Source organism: Pontiella sulfatireligans, assembly GCF_900890705.1.
Taxonomy (GTDB): Bacteria; Verrucomicrobiota; Kiritimatiellia; order Kiritimatiellales; family Pontiellaceae; genus Pontiella; species Pontiella sulfatireligans.
Window position 1 is genome coordinate 2,445,791 of sequence record NZ_CAAHFH010000002.1, and the last position, 25,923, is coordinate 2,471,713.

Below are 25,923 nucleotides of genomic sequence, written 5' to 3' on the forward strand. Positions count from 1 at the left end.
GGGAGCATTTGCCTATAGTTCTGTACAAAACCCGCGTACGAGTTTCGTTTATTGGATATGAACACCCACATAAAGGACTAAAAATATGAGCAAGCAACCATCCCGTCGCAGCATATTGGCCGCCGGAGCCGCGGTTACCGCGTTTAACATAGTTCCCTCTAGTGTTTTGGCCCAGGCCGCCAACAAGAAGAAGAAAAAGGCACCAGCGCCAGACAAGGAAAAGCTCCCGCCAAGCGAGCGGCTGAATATTGGATTCGTTGGCATTGGCGGAAAAGGCACTGCGAATATCAAGGGGTGTTCGGCACATAATGTCTATGCGCTTTGCGATGTGGATAGCGTCAGAGGCGCATCGTCTTTTAAGAAATATCCGAGCGCGAAACGCTTCGACGATTGGCGGGTGTTCCTCGACAAGGAAGAAAAGAACCTCGACGCCGTTGTCGTGACGACGCCCGACCACAACCACGCGGTCATCACCATGGCTGCGATGCAGCTGGGTTTGCCGGTCTACACCGAAAAGCCGCTGACCCGCACGATTTCTGAAGCGCGCATTCTGGCGGAGTATGCCCGAAAAAACAAAATCATCACCCAGATGGGCAATCAGGGGCATGCAAATGATGACGCCCGGCTTGCGGTGGAATGGATTCAGGCCGGCGTGCTCGGTGACGTGCGGGAGGTTCATTGCTGGACCAACCGGCCGGTTTGGCCTCAGGGCATTGTTCGTCCGTCGGCAGAGGATGTGCCGGCGACAATGAACTGGGATGTCTGGCTCGGGCCGGCTCCGGCAAAGTCCTATAGCAGCAAGATCGCCCCCTTTAAATGGCGGGGGTTCTGGGACTACGGTGCAGGAGCGCTCGGGGACATGGCCGCGCACATTATGGACCATCCGGTCTGGGCGCTGGGCCTCGGTGCGCCGCTGAGCGTTGAGGTGGAGTTTGACCGGGCAAATCCGGCGAGCGCGAAGGACTCCTTCCCCGTATCCAGCATTGTAACCTACCAGTTTGCCGCCCGCGGGAATATGCCGCCGGTTACGCTCAAGTGGTTTGATGGGAAGAACAAGATTCCATGGCCTGAAAACCTGGAGGAAACGCGCAAGCTCGAAAAGGGCGGGGGCATTGTCTATTATGGCAGCAAGCACAACATGCTGCAGAGCTGCTACGGCAAGTCGCCCCGTATTTTCCCGGAAACAGAAATGCAGGCGGTGGCCAGAAATAAAGAGCTTCCCCCAAAGACCATGCTGCGTTCGCCGGGGCATTACGAGGAGTGGATTCAGGCGATTCAGGCCAACGACCCTTCGTTGGCAAAATCCAACTTTGACTATGCGGGGCCGCTAACTGAAATGATGTTGCTCGGGTGCGTCGCCGCCCGTGTCGGATCTGGAACGAAGCTGACGTGGAACAGCGCGAATATGAAAACCAACAACGATGAGGCCAACCGCTATGTCCACCACGAGTACCGCAAGGGCTGGAGTTTGTAGCGGAATGCCCTTGCGTTGAAAAAGCCGGCATCCTGGAAAAGGAAAGCCGGCTTTTCTTTTTGGCTCATGAAGCGGACTAGCGTTTGAAGCTGGGGAGCCAGTTGTCGACGATGCGCTTGGTGGTGCCGTCTTGATCCCACTCGATAACGAGTGCGTTGACCTTGTTGAGCAGCTCTGTGTTGTTTTTGGCGATGCCCCAGGCGAGGGGTTCGATGTTCAGCAGTTCGGGAAAGGCTACCAGTCCGCTTTCATCGGTTGCGGACAACCACCAAATAATGGGAGCATCGTGGATGAACATATCGATTTTGTTGTTCTTGAGGGCGCTTACAGCGGCTTCGGAGCTTGAATAGGATTTCTTGGTCTCGGCACGGTTAAAGCGCTGCATAACCATGAATTCGCCGGTTTTTCCTTTTACAAACCCGATGCGTTTGGTCTGGTTGCGTACGGTGCTGGCGGGCAGGCCAGAGGGGTCGTAGTTGTCGCGCCGGAACAGGCCGGTCAATCCAGATTGGAGATAGGGGATGCTAAAATTAACGCGAACGCTGCGCGCCGAGGTAATGGACATGTTGGACATAATGATGTCGATTTTGTTGCTTTCCAGAGACTCGATCAACTTGTTCCATGGCAGTTCAACAAACACCACCTCGCGGTTCAGTGAATGTCCGAGTTTCCGGGCTAGATCCGCCTCGATTCCTGCGATCTGTTTCCCCTGCTTAAAGATGACAGGCCGTGAGTTTGGCGAGACGCCGACGCGCAAGATAGACGGGCTGGGTGCAGGCGCTTGAGTTGCGCAGCCGACGAGTGTGGCGGCGATGGCAAGAAAGGAGCAAAGAGCGGTAATGCGTTTCATATAGGTTCTCCAAAGGTTTCGCGGACTATCCCAACCTTGGGAAATAGATGCAAGCGCCCGTTTCCAAGGATTGGAAATTTAAAGAAGGTGTGACAGAATCCACATAAGCGGTGTATGTAGAATAGAAGATGGCCATGGAAGAACGAACAGATGCAGAGCTGGCGAGGGCCAGTTTGGACGGGAACCGGAATGCTTTTTCGGAGCTGGTTGAGCGCCATCAGGATTCGGTTTATGGCTTGGCCGTCGGAATGACGCGCAACCAGGAAGACGCGGCGGATATGGCGCAGGAGGCTTTTATTAAAGCGTACAACAAGCTGGAGCAGTATAATCCGGAATATGAATTCCGCTCTTGGATTCTACGCATTTGTGCCAATCAGACTAAAAACCTGTTCCGCAAACGGATGCGCCGGCGTGCTGTAGAGGAAAAGCATCTGGCGCAGGAATCGCTGGTTCAGTCGGCAGAGGCTCCTGATTTCCACGCGCTGGAGAGCGCTTTGGCACAGCTTCCTTCAAACCTGTGTGCGGCGCTTCGACTGAAGTACATGGAAGGGATGGCTTATGATGAAGTCGCCAAAGTGCTAGGCATTGGCGTCAGCGCCGCCAAAATGCGGGTGATGCGCGCGAAAACCCAGTTGCAGGAGATATTATCATGAAAAGTGAAAACGATTTGATTCAACGATTGGAAAACCACCGCACCCCGCCGCCGGATGGCTTTGTGGAGCGCGTGATGGAATCGCTGCCGACCTGGCGCATGCAACGTTCCGCGGGCTTTTGGCCGAGGCAAGGGCGCTGGATTGCTCCGGCGCTGGCTGGCGCGGCCGTTGCCTTGCTGGCCGTGTTTGCCGTCGGCCACCGGGCGGGGCCCGTGGAGACGGCGGCGGTGAACTTTCATTTCGAGTTGCATGCGCCCGGTGCCGATAAGGTGGAGCTTCTGGGCACTTTCAACAACTGGATGACCGATGACATCGTTTTGGTCGGTCCCGACGCTTCCGGCCACTGGACCGCAACGGTCGAACTGCCTGAGGGGCGGCACGAATATATTTTTCTGGTGGACGGCGAGCGTTGGCTGGCTGACCCCAAGGCGGCAACGCATCGGCCCGACGGATTCGGGCGTGTGAACACGGTGATCAATATTTATGAAGAAAACAATGCATAGAGTAGTCGCGATTGGTTTGCTGGTCTGTTCCGCGGCGGTGGCTGGCCACGAGCAGAACCCTTCCAAGGATTGGAACAGGTTGCGTGAAAAAAACCTTCAACTCGGGTTGCCCGTTGAGCGCGTCGACCAGACGCTCGGCGCGTGCCGCAAAAGCGGTTTGCCGGTTGAAAATGCCGATGCGCTGCTGTGTTCGGTCTACACCGCCCAAGCCGAGGGGCTGCCGACGGAGTGCGTTTTCCTGAAGATCGAAGAGGGCCTGGCCAAGCGCATTGCATGGACGGATGTTCAGGCGGCGGCCGGCAACCGGCTGGATTGCCTGCGTCGCGCGGACCAGCTGGTTATGTCCGGCCGGCAAGAGCGCGGAGGCCAGCATCAGCATCTGGTGATGCATACCTGCGTGGCGCTCGAAAGCGGGCTTCCCGAAGAGGTGATTCAATCCGTATTTTCCCGGCCGGGCGGCTTCCGCTACGGCCGCGTAATCCACGTGATCGAGGCCGGCGAAACCCTGCAGCTTTCGGGCCTGGCCCCGAAGGACACGCTGCACATTATGCACGACTGCCTCGACCGCAATCTCAACGGCATCGAAGTCAGCCGCGTGGTTGATGTTGTTCTGGCCGGGCATCGCGCAGGCAAGGATTTCGAGACCATCCACGCCGGCCTTTGGGTGCAGTCGAACTGATTTTTCATGCTCCGATGTGACGCTTTTTCCTGCACGGGTGTACGGCCTTTAGAGAATGGGGAAACCAACCACAGGAGAACGAAAAATGAAGATGAAGCAACTCGTAGTACTCGTAGCAGGAATCGCACTCGCAACCGTCATGGCTGAAGCTAAAGGCGGGAACGGAAACGGCGGTGGAAACGGAAAAGGCACCCAATCCAAAAAGCAGTCTTGCTCGCAGGAGGGTACAGAGGATTGCTCTGGTTCTGCGGCTCAGGAAAAAAAGCAGATTCGTAAAAAAGATGGAACGGGCGAAAAAGCCGGTACCGGAGCATGTACGCGATAGCCAGTCATGCATGTTTCAAATGAGGGGGGAGGATTGATTTCCTCTCCTTTTTTTTATGTCGGCGATGTGACGGATGCGTGTACGGAAGTGTACGTTTTATAGATTGGGGAAACAACATAAGGAGTAGAAGAATGAAGAGAAATACATGGAGTAGTCTGGTGCTGTGTGGATTGGTTTCAGGATGGCTGATGCAACCCGCCATGGCAGGAAAGGGAAAAGGCAATGGCGGTGGAAAGCCAGCTCCCGCACCCGTATTGACTGAGGCCGAAGCGGCCGACCTGCTGTTTATGCGGGAAGAGGAAAAGCTGGCGCGCGATGTCTACATCATTCTGTACGCCGAATGGGGCAACCAGGTGTTCGACAATATTTCGCAGTCGGAGCAGAAGCACACCGATACGGTTCTGGGGCTGATTGAAAAATATGGCCTTTCGGATCCGGCCTTGCCGGGGATTGGTGACTTTGCCGACGAAGAGCTGCAGCATTTGTTCAATGACCTGATCGCTGCCGGCATGGCAGGGCAATTGGAAGCCTTGATGGTTGGTGCACTGATCGAAGAAGTCGACATGGAGGATATCGTGCTGGCGATGGACCGCACCGATGAGGCTGACATTTTGAATGCCTACGGCAACCTCTTGGATGGCTCTGGAAATCACCTGAACTCCTTCGTGAAGAACATCGAAGCCATGACCGGCGTGCCCTATGTCGCTCAATGGCTGACGCAGGAAGAAGTCAATGAGCTTCTTGGCCGCTAAGCTTAATGCTTAAAAGAGGCGAATCCAGCCATTGGGTTTTCCAATGGCTGGAAGTTTATAACTGTAGCGGAGCATGAAACGATGAATAAAAAAACACTGCTTGGATTAATTGTCAGTTGCGTTGTTGTCGGCTGGATGCTTGCGCCTGTTTTGGCGGGAAAGGGGCCGTGTGCGTGTGCGGTTGCGGTTGCCTCAGCCTCGGAACTGACTGACGCGGAAGCCGCCGACCTGCAATTTATGCGGGAAGAGGAAAAGCTGGCGCGGGATGTGTACAATGCCATGTATGAACTCTATGGCCAACGCGTGTTCAGCAATATTCCCCGTGCGGAGCAACATCACATGGATGCCATCCTTGGCCTGATCAATGCCTATGGGCTCGAAGATTCCATAAAGAAGAAGCCCGGCAAGTTCCGCAACACGGAACTGCAGAAGCTATACAACGACCTTGTTGCCCGCGGCGCGAAGTCCAGAGAGGAGGCATATCTCGTCGGCGCGTTGATCGAAGAAGTGGACATCAAAGACCTTGAGGATGCCATGCGGCGGACGGGAAAAGAGGATCTCCTCGCCGTGTTCGACAATCTGATCGGCGGCTCGAAAAGGCATCTCAATGCTTTTGTCAGAAACTACGAAGCCGTCTCTGGGAAAACCTATGTTGCCCAGAAAATGCCGCAGGTTGAGATTGATGCAATTTTAGGACGGTAGTTCCAATGGGTGGTGCTGGCATAATGCTGGTGGGTGCTGCCGCCCAATGCGCCCGATGGTCGGTGGGCGCTGTTGCCCATCAGAAGGGTCAGTGGTATCCAGAACGTATGGAAAAGGCAGTAAATCCAGACAATATCCACTGCCCGTCGTTTGGCACGATGCGTGCGGTGTCCAAGAGATAGAGCCGTCGAGACTCAATGGAGGTTAACATGAATCGCAGAACATTATTGGCACTTGTTGTAGGCTGCATGATTGCTGGCTGGATGTTGCAGCCTGTGATTGCAGGAAAGGGTGGAGGCGGGGGCTCGGTGCCGGTTTTGACTGATGAAGAAGCCGCCGACCTGTTGTTCATGCGCGAGGAGGAAAAGCTGGCGCGCGATGTCTACATCACCTTCTATGACAAGTGGCACAATCAGGTGTTCGACAACATTTCGCAGTCGGAGCAGAAGCACACCGATGCGGTGCTTGACCTCATTTTAAAATATGGATTGGATGATCCGGCCTTGCCGGAAGTTGGTGAATTTGCCAATGCGTACCTTCAGGATCTATATGATGAGCTGATTGCCATCGGCATGGCGAGCCAGTTGGATGCCCTGTATGTCGGCGCATTGATTGAAGAGGTCGATATCGAGGACATTGTTCTTTCCATGGAACGTACCGACAAGGCCGACATCCTGAACGTCTACGGCGATCTGCTTGCTGGTTCGGAAAGCCACCTGAATGCCTTTGTAAAGAATATCGAGGCTATCATTGATGGAACGTACGAAGCCCAATACATTACTCAGGAAGAGGTCGACGCCATTCTCGGACGCTGACCGCGGCCCGCAAACAGAGCGATGAGATTCCTCCAGCCATTGGAATAGTCCATTGGCTGGATCTTTGGTGCATGCGGCTGGAATGGCAAAACGGTAAGGAACGGAAGCTGCATGAACAAAGAAAACGAAACTTCGCTCGCCGGGTTGAGCGTTTTGGTGGTTGAGGACGAAACGCTTTTGCGCCGTCGGCTGGCGGCGCATCTGAAAGCGCTGGGAGCGGAGACCGGCCAAGCTGAAACCCTGGAAGCCGCCCGCTACAAACTGGACGAAAACGAATACGATTTCCTCCTGCTTGACGTCAATCTGCCTGACGGCATTGGATTGGATTTGATGCGCGACGGTGCTGTTCCCGCCAGCACCGGAGTGGTGGTGATGACCGCTCTGGGGGGCGTCGACGGCGCGGTTGAAGCCATGCGCCTAGGGGCGCTGGACTATTTGGTCAAGCCGTTCGACCCCGCCCTGCTTCCGCTGGTTATGCGGCGCGCACGCCAGGTTCGGCAGACCTCCCGCGCCAGCGAGCATGAACGCGAGAAAGAGGAGCAGTCGGGATTCTTTTTCGGCAGCTCGCTTGCTCCCCTGCGCGGGCAACTTGAAAAAATTCTGGCCGCCGATATCCGCCTGCAGCAACATCTGTCCCCCGTGCTCATCACCGGCGAAACCGGAACGGGAAAATCCACCCTTGCCCGGTGGCTGCACAACAATGGCCCGCGCGCCGCGCTGCCCTTGATCGAAGTGAACTGTTCTGCTCTTCCTGAAACACTGGCGGAATCCGAACTGTTCGGCAGCGAACGCGGCGCGTTCACGGATGCGCGCACAACCCGGCAGGGTTTGTTCGAGGCGGCGCACGGTGGAACCTTGTTCCTCGACGAACTGCCCAGCCTCTCTTCCGCCGTCCAGGCCAAAGTGCTCATGGCCATCGAAGACCGGAACATCCGCCGCATCGGAGGAACCCGGCAGATCGAGGTCGATGTGCGGGTGATTGCTGCAACCAACCGGGACATGCACGGCGCTGTGGAGTCGGGCGAATTCCGCGAAGATTTGCTGCACCGGCTGGACCTGTTCCGTTTGAACCTGCCGGCTTTGCATGAGCGTGGCGAAGATCTTCTGGTGCTTGCTGAACGGCTGCTGGCTCAGCTTTGCCTGAGGCACCGGTTTCCTCTCCGGCAAATCACCGAAGATGGCAAGCGCCGGATGCTGGCCTACCGCTGGCCGGGCAATGTGCGCGAGTTGGCGCACGAGCTGGAGCGGGGGCTGGTTTTCGAGGACACCGCCGCTTTGGACTTCGCGCACCTTCCGGGGGAAGGCGTGGATTCCCGCACCGCCGCCGATCCGGGCGATTGGCTCAACACCGGCTACGACTTCTCGGCCGAGGGCTTCGTACTAGAAGATGCCATTAACCGCTTGGTGCAACTCGCTCTGAAGCAGGCCGGGGGGAACGTTTCGCAGGCGGCAAGAATGCTCGGCGTGACGCGCGACTTCATCCGCTACCGTCTGCATGGAGACCGGAAAGGCAATTTATGATGCCTAAGGCGATGCCCTTGATTCCGCTGCTTGTGCTGCTTTGCGCAGGTGCGCCGGCGGAAAGCACCAACCAACCGCCGGTTGCCGTTTGGGATGCAACCGCTCTGGTATCGACCGGCGTTGGCTACCGGAACAATGTCCTGCGTTCGAGCATTGCCACCGAGGATTCCGCATTTTTTCTTTCCTCGGTGGATGCCAGCGTTATGCGGCTTTCGGAGTCGGGGGCGTATTTTCTGCTGTATCTGTTTGGCGAAGACATCCGCTATTTCAACGCGCCGTCGGTGGACTATGAGCAGATTTTTTCATGTACGGCGCAATTCGTGCAACCGGTGGGCTCTCGCAACGAAGCCGGTCTGGAAGCCAACTATCTCTACCAGCACACGATTGTCGATGCGTCTGTAAATGAAGTGGATTTGCAGCGGGTGCTTGTGCGGGGGCACGGCGCCACGCTGCGTCCGCATTGGCGGCATAAGGCGGGGGACTGGGAGGCGAAACTGGAGGGGGTTGTTTTGCGGCAGATCTACGAGAGCGAGCTTGACGACTATTGGGAGAGCGGCGGGCGCATCAGCCTCGCCCGGAACTACGGCAACCGTTCGATGGTTTCCGTCGGCTTCCTGCCCATGCTTCGCACATACGACACGCGCGAACAATACGACCAGTCCGGAAATGCCGAGCCGGGCACGGATCTGACCTACTCCCTAAACGAAGCCGATGGCGAATGGCGGCATTACTGGGATGCAGAACGGCATTGGCGAACGGCGAGCAAACTGAGCTATCTGGCCAACCGGGACAACGGCTCGGGCTATTTTGACTACGACCGCCTGCAGCTTCGCCAGCAAGTCCGCTGGGAGAACGATGTTTGGAATATCAGCGGCATCGCCCGCTTCGGCTGGTATCTTTACAAGGAGCAGTATGTCGACAACGAGCGAAGGGAGCGATCCTATGTGACGTTGAGCTATCGGATTGAACGCCGGTTTGGCAAGCACTGGATGCTCTTCACCGCCGGGGAGCACGAGTGGAATATGAGCAACGACCCGCTCGACGACTACCGCAGCTGGATGGCCAGCGGCGGCGCCGGATACGAGTTTTAGAGGCAAAGAGAAAGTCATGACGGAAACGGTCAATCTAGAAAAATTCATCCCGCATACCCGGGGGGCGTTTGGGTGGGGAATCGCAATCGCGCTGGGCGTCTTGGCGGTTACGGTTTTTTCCGGCCTGCTGTTCGTCCGCGAACTCGTTCGCGAGCAGATCGCCCGCCGCGATGCCGAGGCGCTCCATGCCACGACTCTGATGGAACAGCTCGAAGATGCTCCCTCCGACGGAATTGAGGTCCGGACGGACGAGCAGATCGGCTTCGATGCCGCCGTTCGCGCTTCGCGCCTCAAAGGCGTGTTGGGCATCCGGTTCTTCAATGCCGACGGGGTCTTCAGCGATACGTTTCCTGCAACGGTTCAGCCGCACCCGCTCGGACGGGACGCCTTGGAAGCCGTTCGCGCACTGAAGCCGCACAATCAGTTCATTGCGGATACGCCCCTGACCGATGTGTTCATCTACCTGCCGCAATTCGCCTCCGGCCGGATTGCGCGCATCCCGACCGCGTTGATCACCGTACCCCTGTACCAGCGCGATACGAAAAAGCTCGCTGGCGCCGCGCAGTTCATTGTCGAGGGGGGCAGCATCGCCGAAGAGTATGCGCGGTTGGATGGACGTTTGTTCACGATTGCGGTCTCGACGTTCGCCGTTTCCGGAACGATGCTTGTGGCCATGCTCTGGCCGGCATACCGGCGCGTGCGCAAGCTGACCCTGAATCTGGCGCGCCATAGCGAACGGCTGCAGCGGGCAAACGACGAACTTGTCCTTGCCGCCCGGGTTTCGGCGGTGGGCGCCATTTCCGCGCATCTGATGCACGGTTTGAAAAACCCGCTTGCAAGCCTGTCGCAATTCGTTACCCGCAGCGACCCGGCAACCGCTGAAGCAGACCCGCTGGATTGGCAGGATGCGCTTACGGCCGCGCGCAGGATGCAAAGCCTGGTTGAGCACACCCTGGAAGTGCTTTGCGATTCGCGTGGGGAGCCGTCCTATGAGCTTACCGTGATGGAGCTGGGCGGCGAGGTGCAGAAGCGCGTGGCTGCGGCGGCCGCCCGCCGCGGGGTCGAGGTTTCCTTCCAGGCCGAGGGCAATTGCGTGCTGACCAGCCGAACCGCCAATCTCGCCAGCCTGATATTGGTGAACCTGTTGGAAAACGCCATCGAGGCCACGCCTGCCGGCGGCGCGGTTTTGCTGGCCGTCTCGCGGGGGGACGACCGCCTGCGCTTTCGCGTTCGGGACGGGGGGCGGGTTTTTCCGAGCATCAACTCGATCATTTGTTTTTGCCGGGGAAATCCACGCGTGAAGGCGGTAGCGGCATCGGATTGGCGATCTCCAAGCAGATCGCGGACTATCTCGATGCCGCTCTTGAGCTGGAAGAGAGTTCGGCCAGCGGCTGTGTATTTCTGCTGGAGCTGCCTATGTCCGTCTGCATGGAGTTGCCGGACTAATGCTTGGGTGGCACCGCCCGCCGGGTCGTTTTGCGGCTGGGCGCTAGCGCCCGCTTGAGCGCTCCCCGGGAAAATGAGGCCGAGAAAACCGGCCTAAAACCGGCACTTTTTGGCCGGATGCCTCTTGGCACACTGCGTGCAATAAGGGAGATCGGCATAGGGCCGTCGAGAACAGAGAAGAAGGAAGAGAATGATGAAGATTAAAATGATAATCGTAACCATGGCCGCTCTGGCCGTCGCAGGAATCGCAACGGCGGAAGGCGACAAGGGCGCATCCGCAAGTGCCGTCAAGGATCAACTCAAGGTCAAGGATCAGCTTCAGACTTGCACGCCGGCGCTTGAAAAGGATCAAACCCGCCTGAAGGAATGCCTTCCCGAAGAAGTGAAGGAAGCAGTGAAGGACATGACCCAGGCCCGGGAGAAATACCAGGAGCAGCTCAAGGATAAGCAGAAAGAGCTCGCCGCCTGTGTCGATGAAGAGCGCGAAGTGCTCCGTGCACAGCTCCGCGACCAGATCAAGGATCAAACGCGCGACCGCGTCCAGCTCCGTGAGCGCCTGCAGGAAATGCGCGAAGCTCTGCCGACCCATAGCGAAGTTATGGAGCAGGCCAAGGAGCAGGTTCAGGAACGGACACGCCGCGGCGGAGAATAAGCTCCCGCAGGTTTTAAAGTACGGCCTCTCTCCCCAGAGGTTGCACAGGAAAGCCTCCCTTCTTGTTGGGGGGGCTTTTCTTGTCGGGCACGAAACAGAAATCATCAGGGTGGATCCATGCAGCCAGTCAGCGAACAGAATTCAGAAATTAAGCAGCACCCGGCCATGCCGCTAATCCGGCGCCATCTCTTTCCGGTCATCATCAGCGTGCTGTTTATGCTGCTTTCGAATCCAGCATCCGCCGAGGTGCGGAGCGAACGCTGGCGCTGGTCGAATCCGCTTCCGCACGGCAACAACGTTCTCGACATGTTCGTGACGAGCGAGATTTCTGCACAGGCGGGCGATTCTGGAACGATCTATGTGCGCCGCTCGGATGACCGCTGGGCGCCGGCCGTTACTGGCGTGGAAAATTATATGCGGAGCGTGACGATGCTGGGCGAACGCATCATCGCCACCGGCGAAAGCGGATGCATCCTCTGGTCGGACGACGGCATCGACTTCCAGCAGGCGCCACTTTCTCCCGCCAACACGCTCGATTGGTTCGAGGGCGTGGACGCCTCTCCATCGCGTGCGGTTGCCGTCGGCGACTACGGCGCGATCTACACCAGCACGAGCGGCACGAATTGGGTCTCCGCCATATCCGGTACCGTCGAATGGATGCGCGGTGTTGCGTTTGGCGGCGGAAAATTCATTGCGGTGGGCGAAACCGGAACCATCCTCAGCAGTACGAACGGCATCGATTGGGCCGCACAGACGAGCGGGACTACAGAACATCTCAACCGTGTACGCTATCTGGGCATCGGCGGGAGCGGGCAATTCTATACCGTCGGCAACAATGGTGCGCTGCTGCGCAGCGGCAACGGCAACTCTTGGATATTAATGGATAGCGGAGCAACCAACGATTTATTCGATGTCGCCCTCAACACCTCCGGCCTGTTGCTCGTCGGCGACCAGGAAATCCGCATGAGCGCCGATGGTGGCACGACATGGGTCGACCAGATCAACGACCTCCCAACGAATGCGTCGCCCGCCTGGGTTTATCTCTCGGCGCACGGGAAATCGGATTCTTGGCTCGTTGCAGGACGAACCGGACTTTTAATGGAAGGCCTCGGCACCAATGCCATCGACTGTGCCTGGCAGCCATCCCCTTCAGAATCTTCCCACGCCTGGCTCTGGGACATGACAGAGCAAAACGGCCTCTATGTCGCAGTCGGCGACCTAGCCACCATACAAACCAGCCTCGACGGGATTCTATGGGCTAGCGAGGCCGTTCCCGTTCCGCTCACGAACACCGTGTTGCTGGGCGTGGGAGGAACCTCTAATTTGCTGCTCGCTGTCGGCAGCGAAGGCCATGTCCTCATCAGCCAGGCGGGCTTGGTGGACGTATCGGTCACCAATGAGGTCGAAGGATTCGGCGTGGTCTGGACCAATCTTCCTCAGTTCACTACAAACTCGTTGCAGGGGGTCGCTGCAACAGACGGCCTTTTCATCGTGTCCGGTGCAATGGGCAAGGTGTTCACCAGCCCCGACGGAACCAACTGGACGGAGCGTGCCACGTCTACGGAAAACTTCCTCTCCAGCGTCGCCATCGGATCGAGCGCTTGCGTTGCCGTTGGCGCCAATGGAACGCTGCTCCGCGCCGGACCCGACGGCGTATCGTGGAGCGCGGTTCCGATGGGAACCACCAATTGGCTCTATCGCGCCCATTGGCTGGAAAATCAATTTGTTGCAGTAGGGCAAAACGGCTCCATCTACACCAGCCCGGACGGTGCAAACTGGACGTCCCGCACGAGCGGCACTTCGCGCTGGCTGACCGATGTGACGTTTGCCGACGGCCAATGGTTTGTTTCCGGCTACCAAGGCACGCTGCTCGCGAGTACGAACCTGGCGGACTGGTCGCCGCTCCGGCTTCCGACGGGCAAATCCCTGTTTGCTGCTTCCAGCAAGAACGGACAACTGGTGCTCGCCGGGGTCGAGGGGGTGATCTTGCGCAATCAGATCGTTCCGGCAACATCGCCGGTGCTGCTTCTCGACTACAGCCAAAGCTTGGCAACAGACAGTAATGCGGTCTCAAGCGTGTATGAACTGTTTTTGTTCGGAGGACAGCCGGACCAGTTTTTCGAGTTCCAGTCCGTCACCAACCTTGCGAGCAGCCTTTGGCAGACCAACGCCGTGCTGGAATTGTTCGATCCGTCCGGCACCATCTACGCCATCCGTACCCGCGATGCCACCAACGCACCGCCCTCGGAGTTCTACCGGACGCGGGTGCTGCCTTAATCGGCGGGTTTAAAAATGAGCGTTAAAAATTTCATGTTAGATGGAGATCTTGAATGAAGCCGTTGATGTATAGGCACCGGCCGGCCTTCCCGGCGCTCGTGGGCGCCGCTGTCAGCCTGGTTGCCGGTTTGTTTTGCTTCGCTATGATTTACGAGCGTGTGCAGAACGGCGAGATCGGCGAGGAAAAGCTGAACGGGCTCGTTTTGATTTCGGTTGCGGTGACCGGCATATGCCTTATTGCGGCATTCGCCCGTTACCAATTTACGCACCTTTGGGTTAAGCCGCGCAGGGCAAGGCATCATCATCACAGATGAACCTTCCCGCGGGATGGCGGAGTGATAGAAGCGCATTCATGTACAAGCAAAAATCAGCGGTTGCATTCTTGGTTGGGGGGTTGGTGTTGGTCTCGCTGGGGCTGCTGTGTCTCTCGATAATCTGTTATCTAGTGAAATGCGGAACCATCAATAAGTCGGTGTTGCAGATACTTGTTGTGTTTGTCCTGACCATTTCGGGGGTCGCCCTTGCGGCGGCCGTACTGCATCCCTTGTTTTCTGACTCCATTTTTTGGCGGCGCCGGCGTTTGCGAAAAAAGAAAAGGAAAAAGGTGAGTTCGATGTGACGATGTTGCGCCGAAAGGTGTAATGACGCTGTAGGTGGTTTCTTTATATATTCGAGCGGGGTGAAGCATGAATCTTTCCAGACGGCGGTTTATAGAATATTGCGGGGTTGTTGCCGGAGCGATCGGGCTGACCCCCGGCGACCTTGCCGGACTCAACGAAGCGTTAGCCAATCCCAATGCGCCGGAGGTCATCTGGATGCATGGCAGCTCCTGCACGGGTTGTTCGGTTTCCCTGCTCAACCGCATTTCCAATGCTGTCGGCGAACCGCCTACGGTTGTTGAGGTGCTCACCGGCGCCATTAATCTCACGCACCACCAGACCCTAATGTCGTTTGCCGGCGAAAGCTGCGGTGCGGTGCTGGAGCATGCGGCGAAGAAAGGGAACTACATTCTCGTTGTCGAAGGCGGGGTGCCGACGGCCTTTAACGGCCACTGCTGCATTGCCTACAGCTACAAAGGGCAGGAGGTTACCTTCGCCGATGCGGTCGCCGAGATGGCGCAGCATGCCATTGCGGTGGTTTGCGTTGGAACGTGTTCGAGCTTTGGCGGCATTCCCGGGGCTGGAAGCAATCCCAGCGGTGTCGTTAGCGTGGCTGCGCACACCGGTGCATCGACCATCAATATTTCTGGCTGCCCCTCCAATCCGGACTGGGTGGTATGGGCCATCGTGCAGCTGCTTACAGGAGCCACGGTTGTTCTGGACAATGACAGCCGTCCGGTTGCGCTCTACCAACAGACGGGCACTGGAGGGGGAGGCGGCGGCGGATCGACCGTGTGGGAAAAGATCCATCAATCCTGCCCTCGCAAGACCGCCTACAACACCGGCAACAAAGCCGCCGACTTCGATGAAACCGTCGGCAAATGCCTGGTTGATCTAGGCTGCCGCGGGCAGTGGACCAATGCCAAATGCGACAGTTGCTGGAACGGTATCGCTGAGGAGGCCAATTGGTGCATCGGGGTCAACTCGCCCTGCATCGGCTGCGTTGAGCCGGACTTTCCTGGAACCCAATCTTTCTTCAAACCCTATATCTCTGGGAGTTAGCCATGCCGATCATTACCGCGTCAATCGATCCTGTAACCCGCATCGAAGGCCATCTTAAAGTGGATGTCGAAATCGATACCGTCGACGGCGTTCAGCAGGTGGTTGATGCCCACTGCGTCGGCACGCTTTTCCGCGGTTTCGAAAAAATCATGGAAGGCCGCGATCCACGCGACGCGCCGAATATTACCTCGCGCATTTGCGGCGTCTGCCCGACTTCGCATGGCATGGCCGCCGCACTCACGCTCGACAATGCATTTGGCGTCACCCCGCCAACCGCAGGAATCATGATGCGCAATCTGGTGCATGGCGCGTGCTTCCTCGAGTCCGATATTCTGCACTTTTACATCCTGAGTCTGCTCGACTACATCAAGGGGCCGGCCATGGCGCCGTGGCAACCCGGTTGGGATACCGGCCGACGTTTGGACAGCGCGACGGAGAGCCGGTTGGTGGGCAGTTATCTCAAAGCCATCGAAATACGGCGCAAGTGCCACGAGATGGGCGCGATCTATGGAGGCAAACTGCCCCACACTCCGTCGTTCATTGCGGGTGGCTTCACGGCGGTTTCCACTGCGCAGAACAAAACCGATTTCCAAACTTTGCTCACCGAAATCATCGCCTTTATTGAAGAAACCTACATCCCCGACGTCGAGCTGCTCGGCGCGCTCTATCCGGACTACTACAACATTGGCAAGGGCTATGGAAACCTGATGTCCTACGGCGTGTTCCAGGAAGGCGCCGGAACGCTGTTTGCACCCGGTCTGGTGAACGACGGATCGGAAGCCATTCAGGCATTGGATATCGGCCAGGTCACCGAGCAGGTGACCCATTCGTGGTACGACGATGCCACCAACGACAAGCATCCTTCGGTCGGCGACACCGTGCCGCAGCATCCGAAGGCGGAAGGCTATTCGTGGCTCAAGGCGCCACGCTACAGCGGAACCAACTATGAGTGCGGGCCGCTCGCCCGCATGCGCGTCAATGGCGACTATGCCGGCGGCGTGTCCGTGATGGACCGCCACATGGCCCGGTCGCAGGAGGCGTTCAAGATTGCTTCGGCCATGCAGGTCTGGCTCGACGCCGTTGAGGTTGGAGCCTACGGTTATTCCCCTGCTGCAGTGCCAACTGCCGAAAAAAGCGGCGTCGGCCTGACCGAGGCCCCGCGCGGCGCGCTCGGCCATTGGCTTACCGTCAAAGAAGAAAAAGTCGCCGCCTACCAAGTCGTTACGCCTACCTGCTGGAACTGTTCGCCGCGCGACACCGTCGGCAACCGCGGGCCGATGGAGGAGGCGCTGATCGGTGTGCCGGTCAAGAAGGCCGACCAGCCGGTTGAAGTGCTTCGCCTCATCCACTCCTTCGACCCCTGCCTCGACTGTGCGACGCACGTTATGCGGCCCGACCGCAAGGGCAAGGTTTATATTGTCGACCGCACCGGCGTGCGGGAAGCGGACGCGTGATACCATGGTTATGAAGCGCAAAGAACGAATCGCCGTGGTGGGCATGGGCAACCTGCTCATGTCCGACGACGGGGTGGGGGTGCATGTCGTTCACCAGCTTCAGGAAAAGAAAATCGAGGGGGTCGAGCTGATCGATGCCGGCACCGCGGTCATCCATACGGCCGACTGCCTGCGCGGAGTTGACCGCATTGTGGTGGTTGATGCGCTCAAGGCCGGCCAGGCGCCGGGCACGATTTATTTGATGGATGGCGATGAAGTTTTTGAAAACGACTATTCGCTTTCGATTCATTCGCTGGGGCTGAAGACCGCGTTGCGGTTTCTTGCGCCCGATGAAAAGCCGGCGGAGTGGTCGCTGGTTGGGGTGGAGCCCGAAACGTTGGAACTCGGGACGCGGCTGTCGGAGCCGGTGTCGGACGCGGTATCGGGAGCGGTGCGGACGGTTGAAAATTTGATTGAGGAGTGGCAGGCATGAAAAAGGGACTATGGCTTTTCATCGGGTTGTTTTCGGTTTCTGCAGCATTCGGAAACATCGGCGGTTTTTGTGCGGCGGTGGATGCGGAGGGAACCCATGCGTATGTGGGGGCCGGCCAAATCCTGCTGGCCGTTAATGCATCCGACCCTGTTGCGCCCGTCTGCACTGGTTCGCTCTATCTGCCCGGCCTGATCGAAGACATTCTGGTTGAGGGAACCAATCTCTACGCCGCGTGCGGCGATGCCGGCGTGCACCGCGCCAATACGTCCATGGAGCTGCTCGATACGTTTGATTCTCCCGGCCATGCCTACGGTTTGGCGTTGAATGGGACGGCTCTTTATTTGGCTGATGGAGTTGGCGGCCTGGCTGTGCTTGATGCCGCATCGCTGGCGGTGACGGACTCGTACTCGACCAACGGCCCGGCTATGGATGTGGTTGTTGACGGAGCGGCGGTTTACCTGCTCGACCATTTCAACGGCGTAATCAAGCTCGATGCATCCCTCAACGAAACCGCCGCCTATGGAATGGTTGCATTCGGCAACCGCATGGCCTCTGACGGCACAACGCTGCATGTGGCCGATGGCGAGGGCAAGGTTTCGAAAATCGACATGGCTTCCATGACGCTGTCCACCAACGAGCTCGTTGGCATTCCTTCCGTTGGAACCGCCGTTTCCGGCTCCGATGTTTTTGTGGCGCGGGGCGCTTCCGGCGTTCAGGTGCTCGGCGGCGCATTGCTCGCCACGCCCGGCAATGCATCCGCCCTCGCGGTTGCCGACGGCAAGCTGTATGTGGCCGACGGCTTTGGCGGCCTCTCCATTTTCGATGCTTCCACCAAAACGTTGCTCGGCTCCTTTTCCGGGGTGGCACGCAGCCGGGCCACGGCAATCGCCAACGGCTTGGCCTATGTGGCGGCCGGGAATCAGGGCATCCGGATTTTTGATCTGTCTGATCCGACCGATCCGTCTTTTCTCTCAACACTGGTTTCCAGCAACGCCCTCGACGTTGCCGTGGCAGGTGGCCTGCTCTTGGTGGCCGACAGCTTCCAAGGATTGGCAACCTACGATTTAGCTTCTCCGGCTGCTCCGGCGTATTTGGGCACCTACACCCCAATCTCCCCTGCGGTGGTCCACTGCGTCGGGGCATCCGGCTCTCTTGTATACATTGCGGAAGGCTACAACGTCCTCAAGCTGGATGTTTCCAATCCTGCATCGCCAGCTGTCGTTGAAACTTATACATCGCCTGACTATGTATTCGATCTCGACGTTGCCGGCAACAACGTCGTGCTGGCCACCGGTGCGGTTCATTCGGTCACGGTGGATGGGGCGCAGGGCTTGATGGATTGGAGCCTGGTCGATGTGTCCGATCCGCTGACGCCCGTGGCCGTCACCAACTTTGGCCCGCTCGTACGCGCCATGCAGCTGACGTTGTCCGGCGACACCATCTATGCTTCGGCCGACGACGGCGGCACGGCTTTCGTGCAGATGCCGGGGATCACGAACGACTCCGACGAAGACGGACTCGACGACGCGTTTGAACAGACGATCATTGATTTTGATGCCGGTGATGAATTTGTAGATTTCGATAGTGTCGATCCGGATGATGATTTTGACGGCGACGGCCTTTCGAACTTGCATGAACAGCTGGCCGGCACCTCGCCGGTCGATCCCCAATCGGTGTTTGCCATCAGCGCCCTCGAAGGGGAGGGGAGCGGTTTTGCCGTCAGCTGGCACAGCGTCGCCGGCCGCACCTACACAATCCACAAGAGCACCAATCTGGTTGAAGGGTTTTCCGTTCTGCGGTCGGGCATTTCCGCCACGGCGCCGGTCAACACGCACGTCGACCTCGAGGCCGGCGGCTGCGCCATGTACATGATCACCCTCGATCCCTGATCTGCGGATATCCGCGCTACGCCTTTAGTTTTCCCTGCCGATGGGACAAGCACCAAAAAAGTTACGGAGGACTTTTAATCATTGGAAGCCCTCTCATCTTTTATCCTCGGCCCGTGGGTGTTACCCAGAAAGAAGTAGGTGAAAAACCGGTAAATGATTCCCGTGTTTTCCCTGTTCAGCGCATTAGAATATTATGATTTACAAACGTTTGGGAGGTGCTAGGTTGCAACATTAATAAGAGGGCTTGTTAATGAAAAAAATCGCATTTGGTCTACGGCTGAACTCACCGGCCTTTTGCCGCACACCCCCTACCACTATCGCGGGCAGGGCACGAATGCGGAGGGCACGACCGACGGCGAAGATATCATCTTTACCACGCCCTACGACTATGCCGCTTGGGTCGCGGAGCAGTTTGGAACGAATGCCTCCAATCCAGAGATTGCCGGGCCGTGGACGGATGCCGAGGTGGTTGGGATTATGCCGAATCCGGACGGAACCGAAACGGTGGCCGTGCGTTCGACGAGTGCTGTTAGTCTAGAGCCCATTCAATTTATGAAACTGCGGATTTCAATGCAGTAAAAGAGAGGGAAACATGAAAAAATTAGGTTTGTTGCTATTGCTTTCAACTTCGCTAGCCAGTGCCGCTGAGTGGCAGGTGATTGGCTGGAACGATCTGGGCATGCACTGCATGGACGGCACCGACTTTTCGGTGTTCTCGATCCTTCCGCCGTACAACACGATCCATGCGCAGGTCATCCATAACGGCGATCTCGTCACATCGAGCAGCGGACTGCATGTCACGTTCGAGGCCGTGGCCGATCCGGAGGGATCGATCAATACCACGAGCGCCGACAAGGTTAATTTCTGGGAGCACGTGGCCGACATGTTCGGCGCACAGCCCGCGGACGATGTTGGTTTGACCGGCGTGGCGATGCCGGGGACAAACAACACGCCGCAGCACATGGAGTTTGAGCCTGCGCACAACTGGTTCACGGGGGAGGGCATTCCAATCTCGCCGTTCGACGATGCGGGCAAGGTGAACTATTATCCGCTGATGAAGGTCGTGCTGCGCAATGACGTTGGAACCGAACTGGCCTCGACGCGCATCGTGCTGCCGGTCTCCGACGAAATGACCTGCTCCGCCTGCCACCAGTCCGGGAGCGGGAACGATGCCATGCCGGCTTTGGGCTGGCGCTGGCACCCCGATGCCGACAAGGACGTAAAACTCAATATTCTGCGCCTGCATGACGAAAAGCAGCAGGGCAATGCGGCCTTTTTCCTGGCCTTGGAAAACCAGGGTTTCAACACCAACGGGCTCTACCAAACCGTCGTGGCCGACGGCACGGCAATCCTCTGCGCCCGCTGCCATTCATCCAACGCGCTCCCAGGTTTAGGAGAAACCGGCGTTCCTCCGCTGACGCAAGTGATGCACGGGCACCACGGGGCGGTTATGGATCCGGCGACCGGCATGACGCTGAACGATTCGGCCAACCGCTCGTCTTGCTACCGGTGCCACCCGGGGTCGGACACACTGTGCCTGCGAGGAGCGATGGGGACTGCGGTTGATGAGTCGGGCTCCACGAGCATGCAGTGTCAAAGCTGCCACGGAAACATGAGCACCGTTGGAAGCGCCACCCGGGTCGGCTGGCTGGAGCAGCCCAACTGCCAAGCCTGCCATACCGGCACGGCGACCGACAACAACGGCCAGATCCGCTATCTCGATGCCTATGACGGCGGCAGCCTGCGGGTTCCGGTGAACCCAACCTTTGCAACCTCTCCCGACACACCGGCTGCCGGATTTTCGCTGTACCGCTTTTCCGAAGGGCATGGCGATTTGCAGTGCTCGGCCTGCCACGGTTCGCCGCATGCCATTTATCCGAGCTTCCACCAAAACGACAATCTGCAGAACCAGGACCTTCAAGGCCAGGGCGGCACGCTGGGTGATTGCTCGGTCTGCCACGCCGACTCGCAATTTTCTGAGGCCAATAATCTCCTGTCCGGTCCTCACGGGATGCATCAGACCGGATCCCGCTGGATCAAGCAGGGCGACCATAACCATAAGAAGGCCGTGGATGTTCTGGGTGCGAACAGCTGCAAAGCCTGCCATGGTGCCGATGAACGGGGAACGGTGCTATCCGCCTCACTGACCGACCAGACCCTGAGCTGGTCTGACGACGGCCAGACGGCCAATAAATTTTTCTGGCAGGGCGCCATTATCAGCTGCTATTCCTGCCATGAAGGTTCTAACAGCGACAACGACAATCCTCGGGTCGCCGCCACCGTTTCCAGCATTTCTGCAGTGATCAGCGCCAACACGGATGCGGTCATGCCGCTGTCCATCAGCAATCCGAGCGGTTTGGATCTGTTCACCCGCATCATCTCGCCGCCCCGTTACGGGATGGCCGCCGTCAGCAACGGCACTCATGCGGTATACCGGCCGTTCTATAATTTCACGGGAACCGACCAGTTCACGTACGCGGCCTACAATACGGAGAAGGATTCCAACCTGGCCACCGGCACGGTGACCGTGGCCGAAGGCACCTGCGTGCTGGTTTGCGAGTCGCTCGTTCCGGCGAACGCGGCCTCGCGCACGGAGCTTCCGTTCTGGGCGTTCGCGACCGTCTCGAACTGCACCGCCGCCGTTTCCCATCTTTGGAACTTTGGCGACGGAGCCGGCTCGACCAATGCGCTGGCGCAGCACGCCTACGGCAAGAATGGAACCTATCCATGGAGCATCGTTGCTTCGGCGGGTGGATTGCGTGTCACGAATTCGGGCTCGGTCACGGTCTCCGACATCCAACTTGATACCGACGACGACGGCATTGAGGACGATTGGGAATGGGCTAACTTCCAATCCTTGGAAATTGCCAATGAAGATTCGGACTTCGACCACGACGGGCAGAGCGACAAGGCGGAATATCTATGCGGCACCGGTGCAAAGGATGCCGGCTCGCATCTGGCGTTCAATGATGGGGCTCCAAAGGTTGTGCGCTGGGCCAGCGAGCCCAACCGCATCTATACCATCAATGCCACCACCACGCTGGTGTCGATGGCGTTCAGTCCGCTGGCGACGGACCTCGCTTCAACGCCACCAGAAAACACCTATACCGATCTGACTACTTCGGCAGAGTCGGCCAAGTTTTATCAGGTGGAGTTGGAGTAAGCGGCCTTATTTGGATTTCATCAGGAAGGTCTGCACTTCCGCAGGTCCTGCATGGCTTTGACCTGATTATTGCGGTAGACGATTTTGCCGGTGGGATCGATGATGAACGTCCAGCGCGCCGTAGTGGCGCTGCGACTCAGTTCCACCTCTTGCTGTGGTATCCATTAGAACGATGGTTTTTCCATCTGCAGTGATGAGTGTTGTCCGGCCTTTCCAGTTGGAGGTGAAATAGTTTCCCTTCCCGTCGGGCTTGAGGCCATCGATGCCGGAGTCGGTTTGCGCGATGCGGGTGATTTTCTTGGTCTTGAGGTTTATGGAGTTGAGTTTTCCGTTCCGCGCGTCGCCGGCCAGCAACCTGTTCTCCAGCATGTGAAGGCCGTTTGGACGTTCCATTTCAGGGGATACCAGCCAAATATCGAGCCGCCCCTTGTTCAACCTGTAGATCCTGCCGTTCTCGGCCGAAGAGTCGCCTGTATAGATATTGCCATCTTTATCTGCTGCAACGTCGTTCAGGAAAACAGCTCCCTCCGCCGAATATCGTTTTGCAACGATTCCGGTCTTGAGATCAATCTGGACAAGTTCATCGATGTCGGAGACGTAGAGGCTGTTCCCATGGATGGCCATGCCCTTGGGTGCGTTCAGGCCGGTTGCCCACTTGAGCTTCACAACATTCCCGCCCAGATCCACTTGGGATATGAATCCCTTCCCGTTTTTTTCTGCTGGTTTGCCTGACACGTTGGACACGTAGAGCAGATGGTCCGCCGGGTTGAGAAGCGCACATTCGGGCACGTCCAGCACCGCTTCCGTTTTCCATGTTTCCACCAGCTTGCATGCTGGTGCCGCCATGGAGATGCAGGCTGGTATAAGCACGCCCATTACGAGGGCGGATGATGCTTTGTTCATGGCCTTTCCCTTATGTTGTTTTGGACGAGCTGCGCAGATCCTTGTTCTTGTAGTACTCCACTTTGCCCTCTTCAGCAAAGCCGGCAACTTTTTCGGCGAGAGCCAGCCGTTGTTTTTCGGAGAGGGTTGTGAACCGTTTGACGATGGCGGCTTTCTCCTCGACAAATTCCGGCGTCTCGGCACCGGTGATCAATACGGATACGGGGAGCGACAGCGTGAAGTTGATGCATTCCTCAACAGACAGTGCGCCGGGAATTACCGGCTTGTCGGAGGTCCACTTAACTTTGCCGTTCATCTCCTTTTGCGCGAAGAAGCGTCCGTCGGCCAGCGTCTTCATCGCCAGAATACCTATGTTGTTTTCAAGCATCTTGGGAATGGTTGTTTCAATGAAGCTGTGCTTCGACGCTGCGTCCACAGGGTTGATCGGGAACTGGCAGGAGGTGCAGGCGTCCAGCACCGCCTTATGTTCGGTCATCCGGACGTGGGCATAGGGCGAGGCGTGTCCGGTAAACCCGATATGCCGGACCTTACCCTCTGCTTGAGCTTTCAGCGCTTCGTCCAGTACGCCCTTGGCGAGCCGGTCGTCGGCATCAGCTGGATCCTTAAGCGAATGGATCTGCCATAGGTCGATGACTTCTGTATTCATTCGTCTCAGCGAGCCTTCAAGATGCTGGCGGGCGGTGGCCGCATCCTTGGCCTGGGTTTTGGTCATGAGAAAAATATCATCGCGGTATTTTGGAATGAGGTATTTCCCATAGCGCTCTTCACTGCGCCCCTTGCCATAGCTTTCGGCGTTGTCGAAGAATCGAATTCCAACCTCGATGGCCTTTTCGATGGTTGCTTGCGCGACGGCTTCATCTTCCGGCCAGCCGACGTGGTAGCCGCCTAGTCCGAGGCAGGTGACTTGCTCTCCGCATTTTCCGAGGGTCCTGCGAGGGAGTATGGAACCTAGGCGATCTGATTTGGATGCCCCTGCCTTTGCCGAAGGCGGGGCTAGAGCGGTTCCGGCAACCGCCAACTGTTGGAGTAGCTCTCTGCGTTTCATGCCGAAATTCTACCTGCAGCTTGAAAGCAAGAGAAGAAAAAAACTTGAAGGAACTTTCTCGGGGGTTTCCGTCGGCCTCAAGGAAGAAGGGGCAGGCTAACGGTTGCTTGAAAAATACAAGCGCTTCTAAACGTTAATGCGCAGACATTTTGTTTGGCAAGGCCTCTATAATTTGTAAACTCCCTTTATTGTAGAAAAAGAGCGGTTCTTTGGGAAGGCAGTATGTCACCTTCCGGAAAACCAAGCTGGTTCTCGCGAGGGCGGGAAAACAAACTGAAGGAGGGAATGATGAGACCTATAAAAAGGCTAAACTATATCTGTCTGTTGAGTGGCTTGCTCCTCTTAACGGCTCATGATTCTGGGGCGGCGGAATACGATTATCCGGTTTCGGATGCCTTTGTTGCCACGGTTGTAGGAACGCCCACTTCCTACCGGCCTGTGCCGGCAGAAAAAGTCCGCGTTAAGCAATACAAGCTGGAAGTGTTTAAGGATCAGGAAGTTCCCGACCCCTTATGGACTCAGAAAAAACTTAAGTTTTCTCTGGCCTATCAGAAGCATTCGGCTCCAATGATCTTTGTCATTGCCGGCACCGGAGCGAGCTATCAGTCCTCGAAAATGAAGTTTCTTCAAAATGTGTTCTATAAGGAAGGCTACCACGTCATCTGCATTTCTTCTCCGACGCACCCCAATTTCATTGTTTCCGCCTCCAGCAGCAAGCTTCCGGGCAATGTGGCGCAGGATGCTGAAGATATCTACCGTGTGATGGAACTGTGCATGGAGAAGGTGAAGAATAAAGTCGAGGTAACCGACTATTACCTGACCGGCTACAGCTTGGGAGGCACGCAGGCGGCCTTTGTTTCGGTGCTGGATGAGGAGAAAAAAATCTTCAACTTTAAAAAAGTGTTGATGCTCAATCCGTCGGTCAACCTGATTAATTCGGTTACGACGATCGATGACATGCTGGCGAATAACATTCCGGGCGGACTAGACAATTATGCCGCGTTCTTTGACGATATGATGAGCAAGGTTTCCGATGAATACGGCAAGAAGGGGTATCTCCACTTTGATGAGGATTTTCTCTATAACGTATACGAAGAACATGATGGGCAGGCGAACGAGGGCAATGTGAAGGCGTTGATCGGCACTTCGTTCCGCATTTCTTCGGGGGCGATGATCTATGTCGCCGATGCGATGTCAAATGGCGGGTTGATTATTCCTCCCAATCATGTGCTGACACGCTACGAATCCACTACGGATTTCTCCAAGGTATGCGGCCGGACAACCTTTACGGATTATTTCAACGACCTGTTTTTCCCCCACTTCAAGAAACTCGACCCCAGCCTGACCCAAGAGCAAATGGTTGAGAACGCGAGTTTGACAGGCATTAAAGACTACTTGAAAAACACGGAAAAAATAGGTGTTATGACCAACGCTGACGACTTTATTTTGACGGCTGACGAAGTGGAGTTTTTGAAGCAGACGCTGGCCGGAAGATCCGTGGTTTATCCGACCGGCGGGCACTGCGGAAATATAGCGAGCAAGGCCTATGTTGAATATATGATCAACTTCCTCAAATAGAAAAAGGGGTTTGGACCA

The 25,923-nt window shown here is 57.1% G+C and carries 25 protein-coding genes; 21 read left to right on the plus strand and 4 right to left on the minus strand.

Annotation, left to right across the window (positions count from 1 at the left end; all coding sequences use genetic code 11):
• Positions 1–85: 85 nt before the first annotated feature.
• Positions 86–1,474: a Gfo/Idh/MocA family oxidoreductase gene (locus tag SCARR_RS22980; RefSeq protein ID WP_136064074.1), complete on the plus strand. Its 1,389-nt coding sequence runs from the start codon at positions 86–88 to the stop codon at positions 1,472–1,474.
• 76 nt (positions 1,475–1,550) lie between these two features.
• On the opposite strand, the gene SCARR_RS22985 is transcribed toward SCARR_RS22980, so the two are convergent.
• Entirely contained in the window at positions 1,551–2,324 is a 774-nt protein-coding gene (locus tag SCARR_RS22985; protein WP_136064076.1) for a transporter substrate-binding domain-containing protein, read from the minus strand.
• A gap of 134 nt (positions 2,325–2,458) precedes the next feature.
• Between SCARR_RS22985 and SCARR_RS22990 the strand changes: the two genes are divergently transcribed.
• From SCARR_RS22990 to SCARR_RS23030, 9 genes are all read left to right on the plus strand, one after another.
• The gene (locus tag SCARR_RS22990) at positions 2,459–2,977 is read left to right on the plus strand and encodes an RNA polymerase sigma factor (protein ID WP_168433548.1); all 519 of its coding nucleotides are present in this window, start codon (positions 2,459–2,461) and stop codon (positions 2,975–2,977) included.
• Positions 2,974–3,480, plus strand: a complete 507-nt coding sequence (locus SCARR_RS22995; RefSeq protein WP_136064080.1) for an isoamylase early set domain-containing protein — start codon at positions 2,974–2,976, stop codon at positions 3,478–3,480. The genes SCARR_RS22990 and SCARR_RS22995 overlap by 4 nt, the downstream gene beginning before the upstream one ends.
• A complete protein-coding gene (locus SCARR_RS23000; RefSeq protein ID WP_136064082.1) occupies positions 3,461–4,159 on the plus strand; it encodes a hypothetical protein in 699 nt (232 codons plus the stop codon). Before SCARR_RS22995 ends, SCARR_RS23000 begins: the two co-directional genes overlap by 20 nt.
• Before the next feature lie 85 nt (positions 4,160–4,244).
• A complete protein-coding gene (locus SCARR_RS23005) occupies positions 4,245–4,484 on the plus strand; it encodes a hypothetical protein (protein ID WP_136064084.1) in 240 nt (79 codons plus the stop codon).
• 131 nt (positions 4,485–4,615) lie between these two features.
• Positions 4,616–5,236: a DUF2202 domain-containing protein gene (locus SCARR_RS23010; RefSeq protein ID WP_136064086.1), complete on the plus strand. Its 621-nt coding sequence runs from the start codon at positions 4,616–4,618 to the stop codon at positions 5,234–5,236.
• 81 nt (positions 5,237–5,317) lie between these two features.
• Positions 5,318–5,938 carry a DUF2202 domain-containing protein gene (locus SCARR_RS23015; RefSeq protein ID WP_136064088.1) on the plus strand — a complete coding sequence of 207 codons (621 nt, stop codon included), beginning with the start codon at positions 5,318–5,320 and terminating at the stop codon, positions 5,936–5,938.
• A 209-nt stretch (positions 5,939–6,147) separates the two neighbouring features.
• A complete protein-coding gene (locus tag SCARR_RS23020; protein ID WP_136064090.1) occupies positions 6,148–6,753 on the plus strand; it encodes a DUF2202 domain-containing protein in 606 nt (201 codons plus the stop codon).
• Positions 6,754–6,864: 111 nt separating this feature from the next.
• A complete protein-coding gene (locus tag SCARR_RS23025; RefSeq protein WP_136064092.1) occupies positions 6,865–8,274 on the plus strand; it encodes a sigma-54-dependent transcriptional regulator in 1,410 nt (469 codons plus the stop codon).
• Positions 8,271–9,365, plus strand: coding sequence for a hypothetical protein (locus SCARR_RS23030; protein WP_136064094.1), 1,095 nt, complete (start codon positions 8,271–8,273; stop codon positions 9,363–9,365). Before SCARR_RS23025 ends, SCARR_RS23030 begins: the two co-directional genes overlap by 4 nt.
• Before the next feature lie 34 nt (positions 9,366–9,399).
• Here the strand turns inward: SCARR_RS23030 and SCARR_RS29610 are convergent, their stop codons facing one another.
• Positions 9,400–10,314: a hypothetical protein gene (locus SCARR_RS29610; RefSeq protein WP_136064096.1), complete on the minus strand. Its 915-nt coding sequence runs from the start codon at positions 10,312–10,314 to the stop codon at positions 9,400–9,402.
• A 329-nt stretch (positions 10,315–10,643) separates the two neighbouring features.
• Here SCARR_RS29610 and SCARR_RS29615 point away from each other — a divergent pair, with 329 nt between their 5' ends.
• The 10 genes from SCARR_RS29615 (at position 10,644) to SCARR_RS23085 (ending at position 22,379) form a co-directional block, all read left to right on the plus strand.
• On the plus strand, positions 10,644–10,811 hold the full coding sequence (locus tag SCARR_RS29615) for a hypothetical protein (protein ID WP_407984837.1): 168 nt from the start codon (positions 10,644–10,646) through the stop codon (positions 10,809–10,811).
• Positions 10,812–11,001: 190 nt separating this feature from the next.
• The gene (locus tag SCARR_RS23045; RefSeq protein ID WP_136064100.1) at positions 11,002–11,463 is read left to right on the plus strand and encodes a hypothetical protein; all 462 of its coding nucleotides are present in this window, start codon (positions 11,002–11,004) and stop codon (positions 11,461–11,463) included.
• Positions 11,464–11,580: 117 nt separating this feature from the next.
• On the plus strand, positions 11,581–13,740 hold the full coding sequence (locus SCARR_RS23050; protein WP_136064102.1) for a WD40/YVTN/BNR-like repeat-containing protein: 2,160 nt from the start codon (positions 11,581–11,583) through the stop codon (positions 13,738–13,740).
• A gap of 53 nt (positions 13,741–13,793) precedes the next feature.
• A complete protein-coding gene (locus SCARR_RS23055) occupies positions 13,794–14,054 on the plus strand; it encodes a hypothetical protein (RefSeq protein ID WP_136064104.1) in 261 nt (86 codons plus the stop codon).
• A 372-nt stretch (positions 14,055–14,426) separates the two neighbouring features.
• A complete protein-coding gene (locus SCARR_RS23060; RefSeq protein WP_136064107.1) occupies positions 14,427–15,401 on the plus strand; it encodes a hydrogenase small subunit in 975 nt (324 codons plus the stop codon).
• A gap of 2 nt (positions 15,402–15,403) precedes the next feature.
• The gene (locus tag SCARR_RS23065; RefSeq protein ID WP_222846418.1) at positions 15,404–16,855 is read left to right on the plus strand and encodes a nickel-dependent hydrogenase large subunit; all 1,452 of its coding nucleotides are present in this window, start codon (positions 15,404–15,406) and stop codon (positions 16,853–16,855) included.
• 10 nt (positions 16,856–16,865) lie between these two features.
• Positions 16,866–17,327, plus strand: a complete 462-nt coding sequence (locus tag SCARR_RS23070; RefSeq protein WP_168433550.1) for a hydrogenase maturation protease — start codon at positions 16,866–16,868, stop codon at positions 17,325–17,327.
• Positions 17,324–19,216, plus strand: coding sequence for an LVIVD repeat-containing protein (locus SCARR_RS23075; RefSeq protein WP_136064111.1), 1,893 nt, complete (start codon positions 17,324–17,326; stop codon positions 19,214–19,216). The genes SCARR_RS23070 and SCARR_RS23075 overlap by 4 nt, the downstream gene beginning before the upstream one ends.
• A 294-nt stretch (positions 19,217–19,510) precedes the next feature.
• Positions 19,511–19,795 (plus strand): hypothetical protein, encoded by a 285-nt coding sequence (locus tag SCARR_RS23080; RefSeq protein WP_136064113.1) that lies wholly within the window; start codon positions 19,511–19,513, stop codon positions 19,793–19,795.
• Between the two features lie 13 nt (positions 19,796–19,808).
• Positions 19,809–22,379, plus strand: a complete 2,571-nt coding sequence (locus SCARR_RS23085; RefSeq protein ID WP_136064115.1) for a PKD domain-containing protein — start codon at positions 19,809–19,811, stop codon at positions 22,377–22,379.
• Between the two features lie 66 nt (positions 22,380–22,445).
• On the opposite strand, the gene SCARR_RS23090 is transcribed toward SCARR_RS23085, so the two are convergent.
• Together SCARR_RS23090 and SCARR_RS23095 are read right to left on the minus strand one after the other, a co-directional pair.
• Positions 22,446–23,282: an SMP-30/gluconolactonase/LRE family protein gene (locus SCARR_RS23090; protein WP_136064117.1), complete on the minus strand. Its 837-nt coding sequence runs from the start codon at positions 23,280–23,282 to the stop codon at positions 22,446–22,448.
• A 10-nt stretch (positions 23,283–23,292) separates the two neighbouring features.
• Entirely contained in the window at positions 23,293–24,327 is a 1,035-nt protein-coding gene (locus tag SCARR_RS23095; RefSeq protein ID WP_136064119.1) for an aldo/keto reductase, read from the minus strand.
• Between the two features lie 285 nt (positions 24,328–24,612).
• Between SCARR_RS23095 and SCARR_RS23100 the strand changes: the two genes are divergently transcribed.
• Entirely contained in the window at positions 24,613–25,905 is a 1,293-nt protein-coding gene (locus tag SCARR_RS23100; RefSeq protein ID WP_136064121.1) for an alpha/beta hydrolase, read from the plus strand.
• Positions 25,906–25,923: the final 18 nt, after the last annotated feature.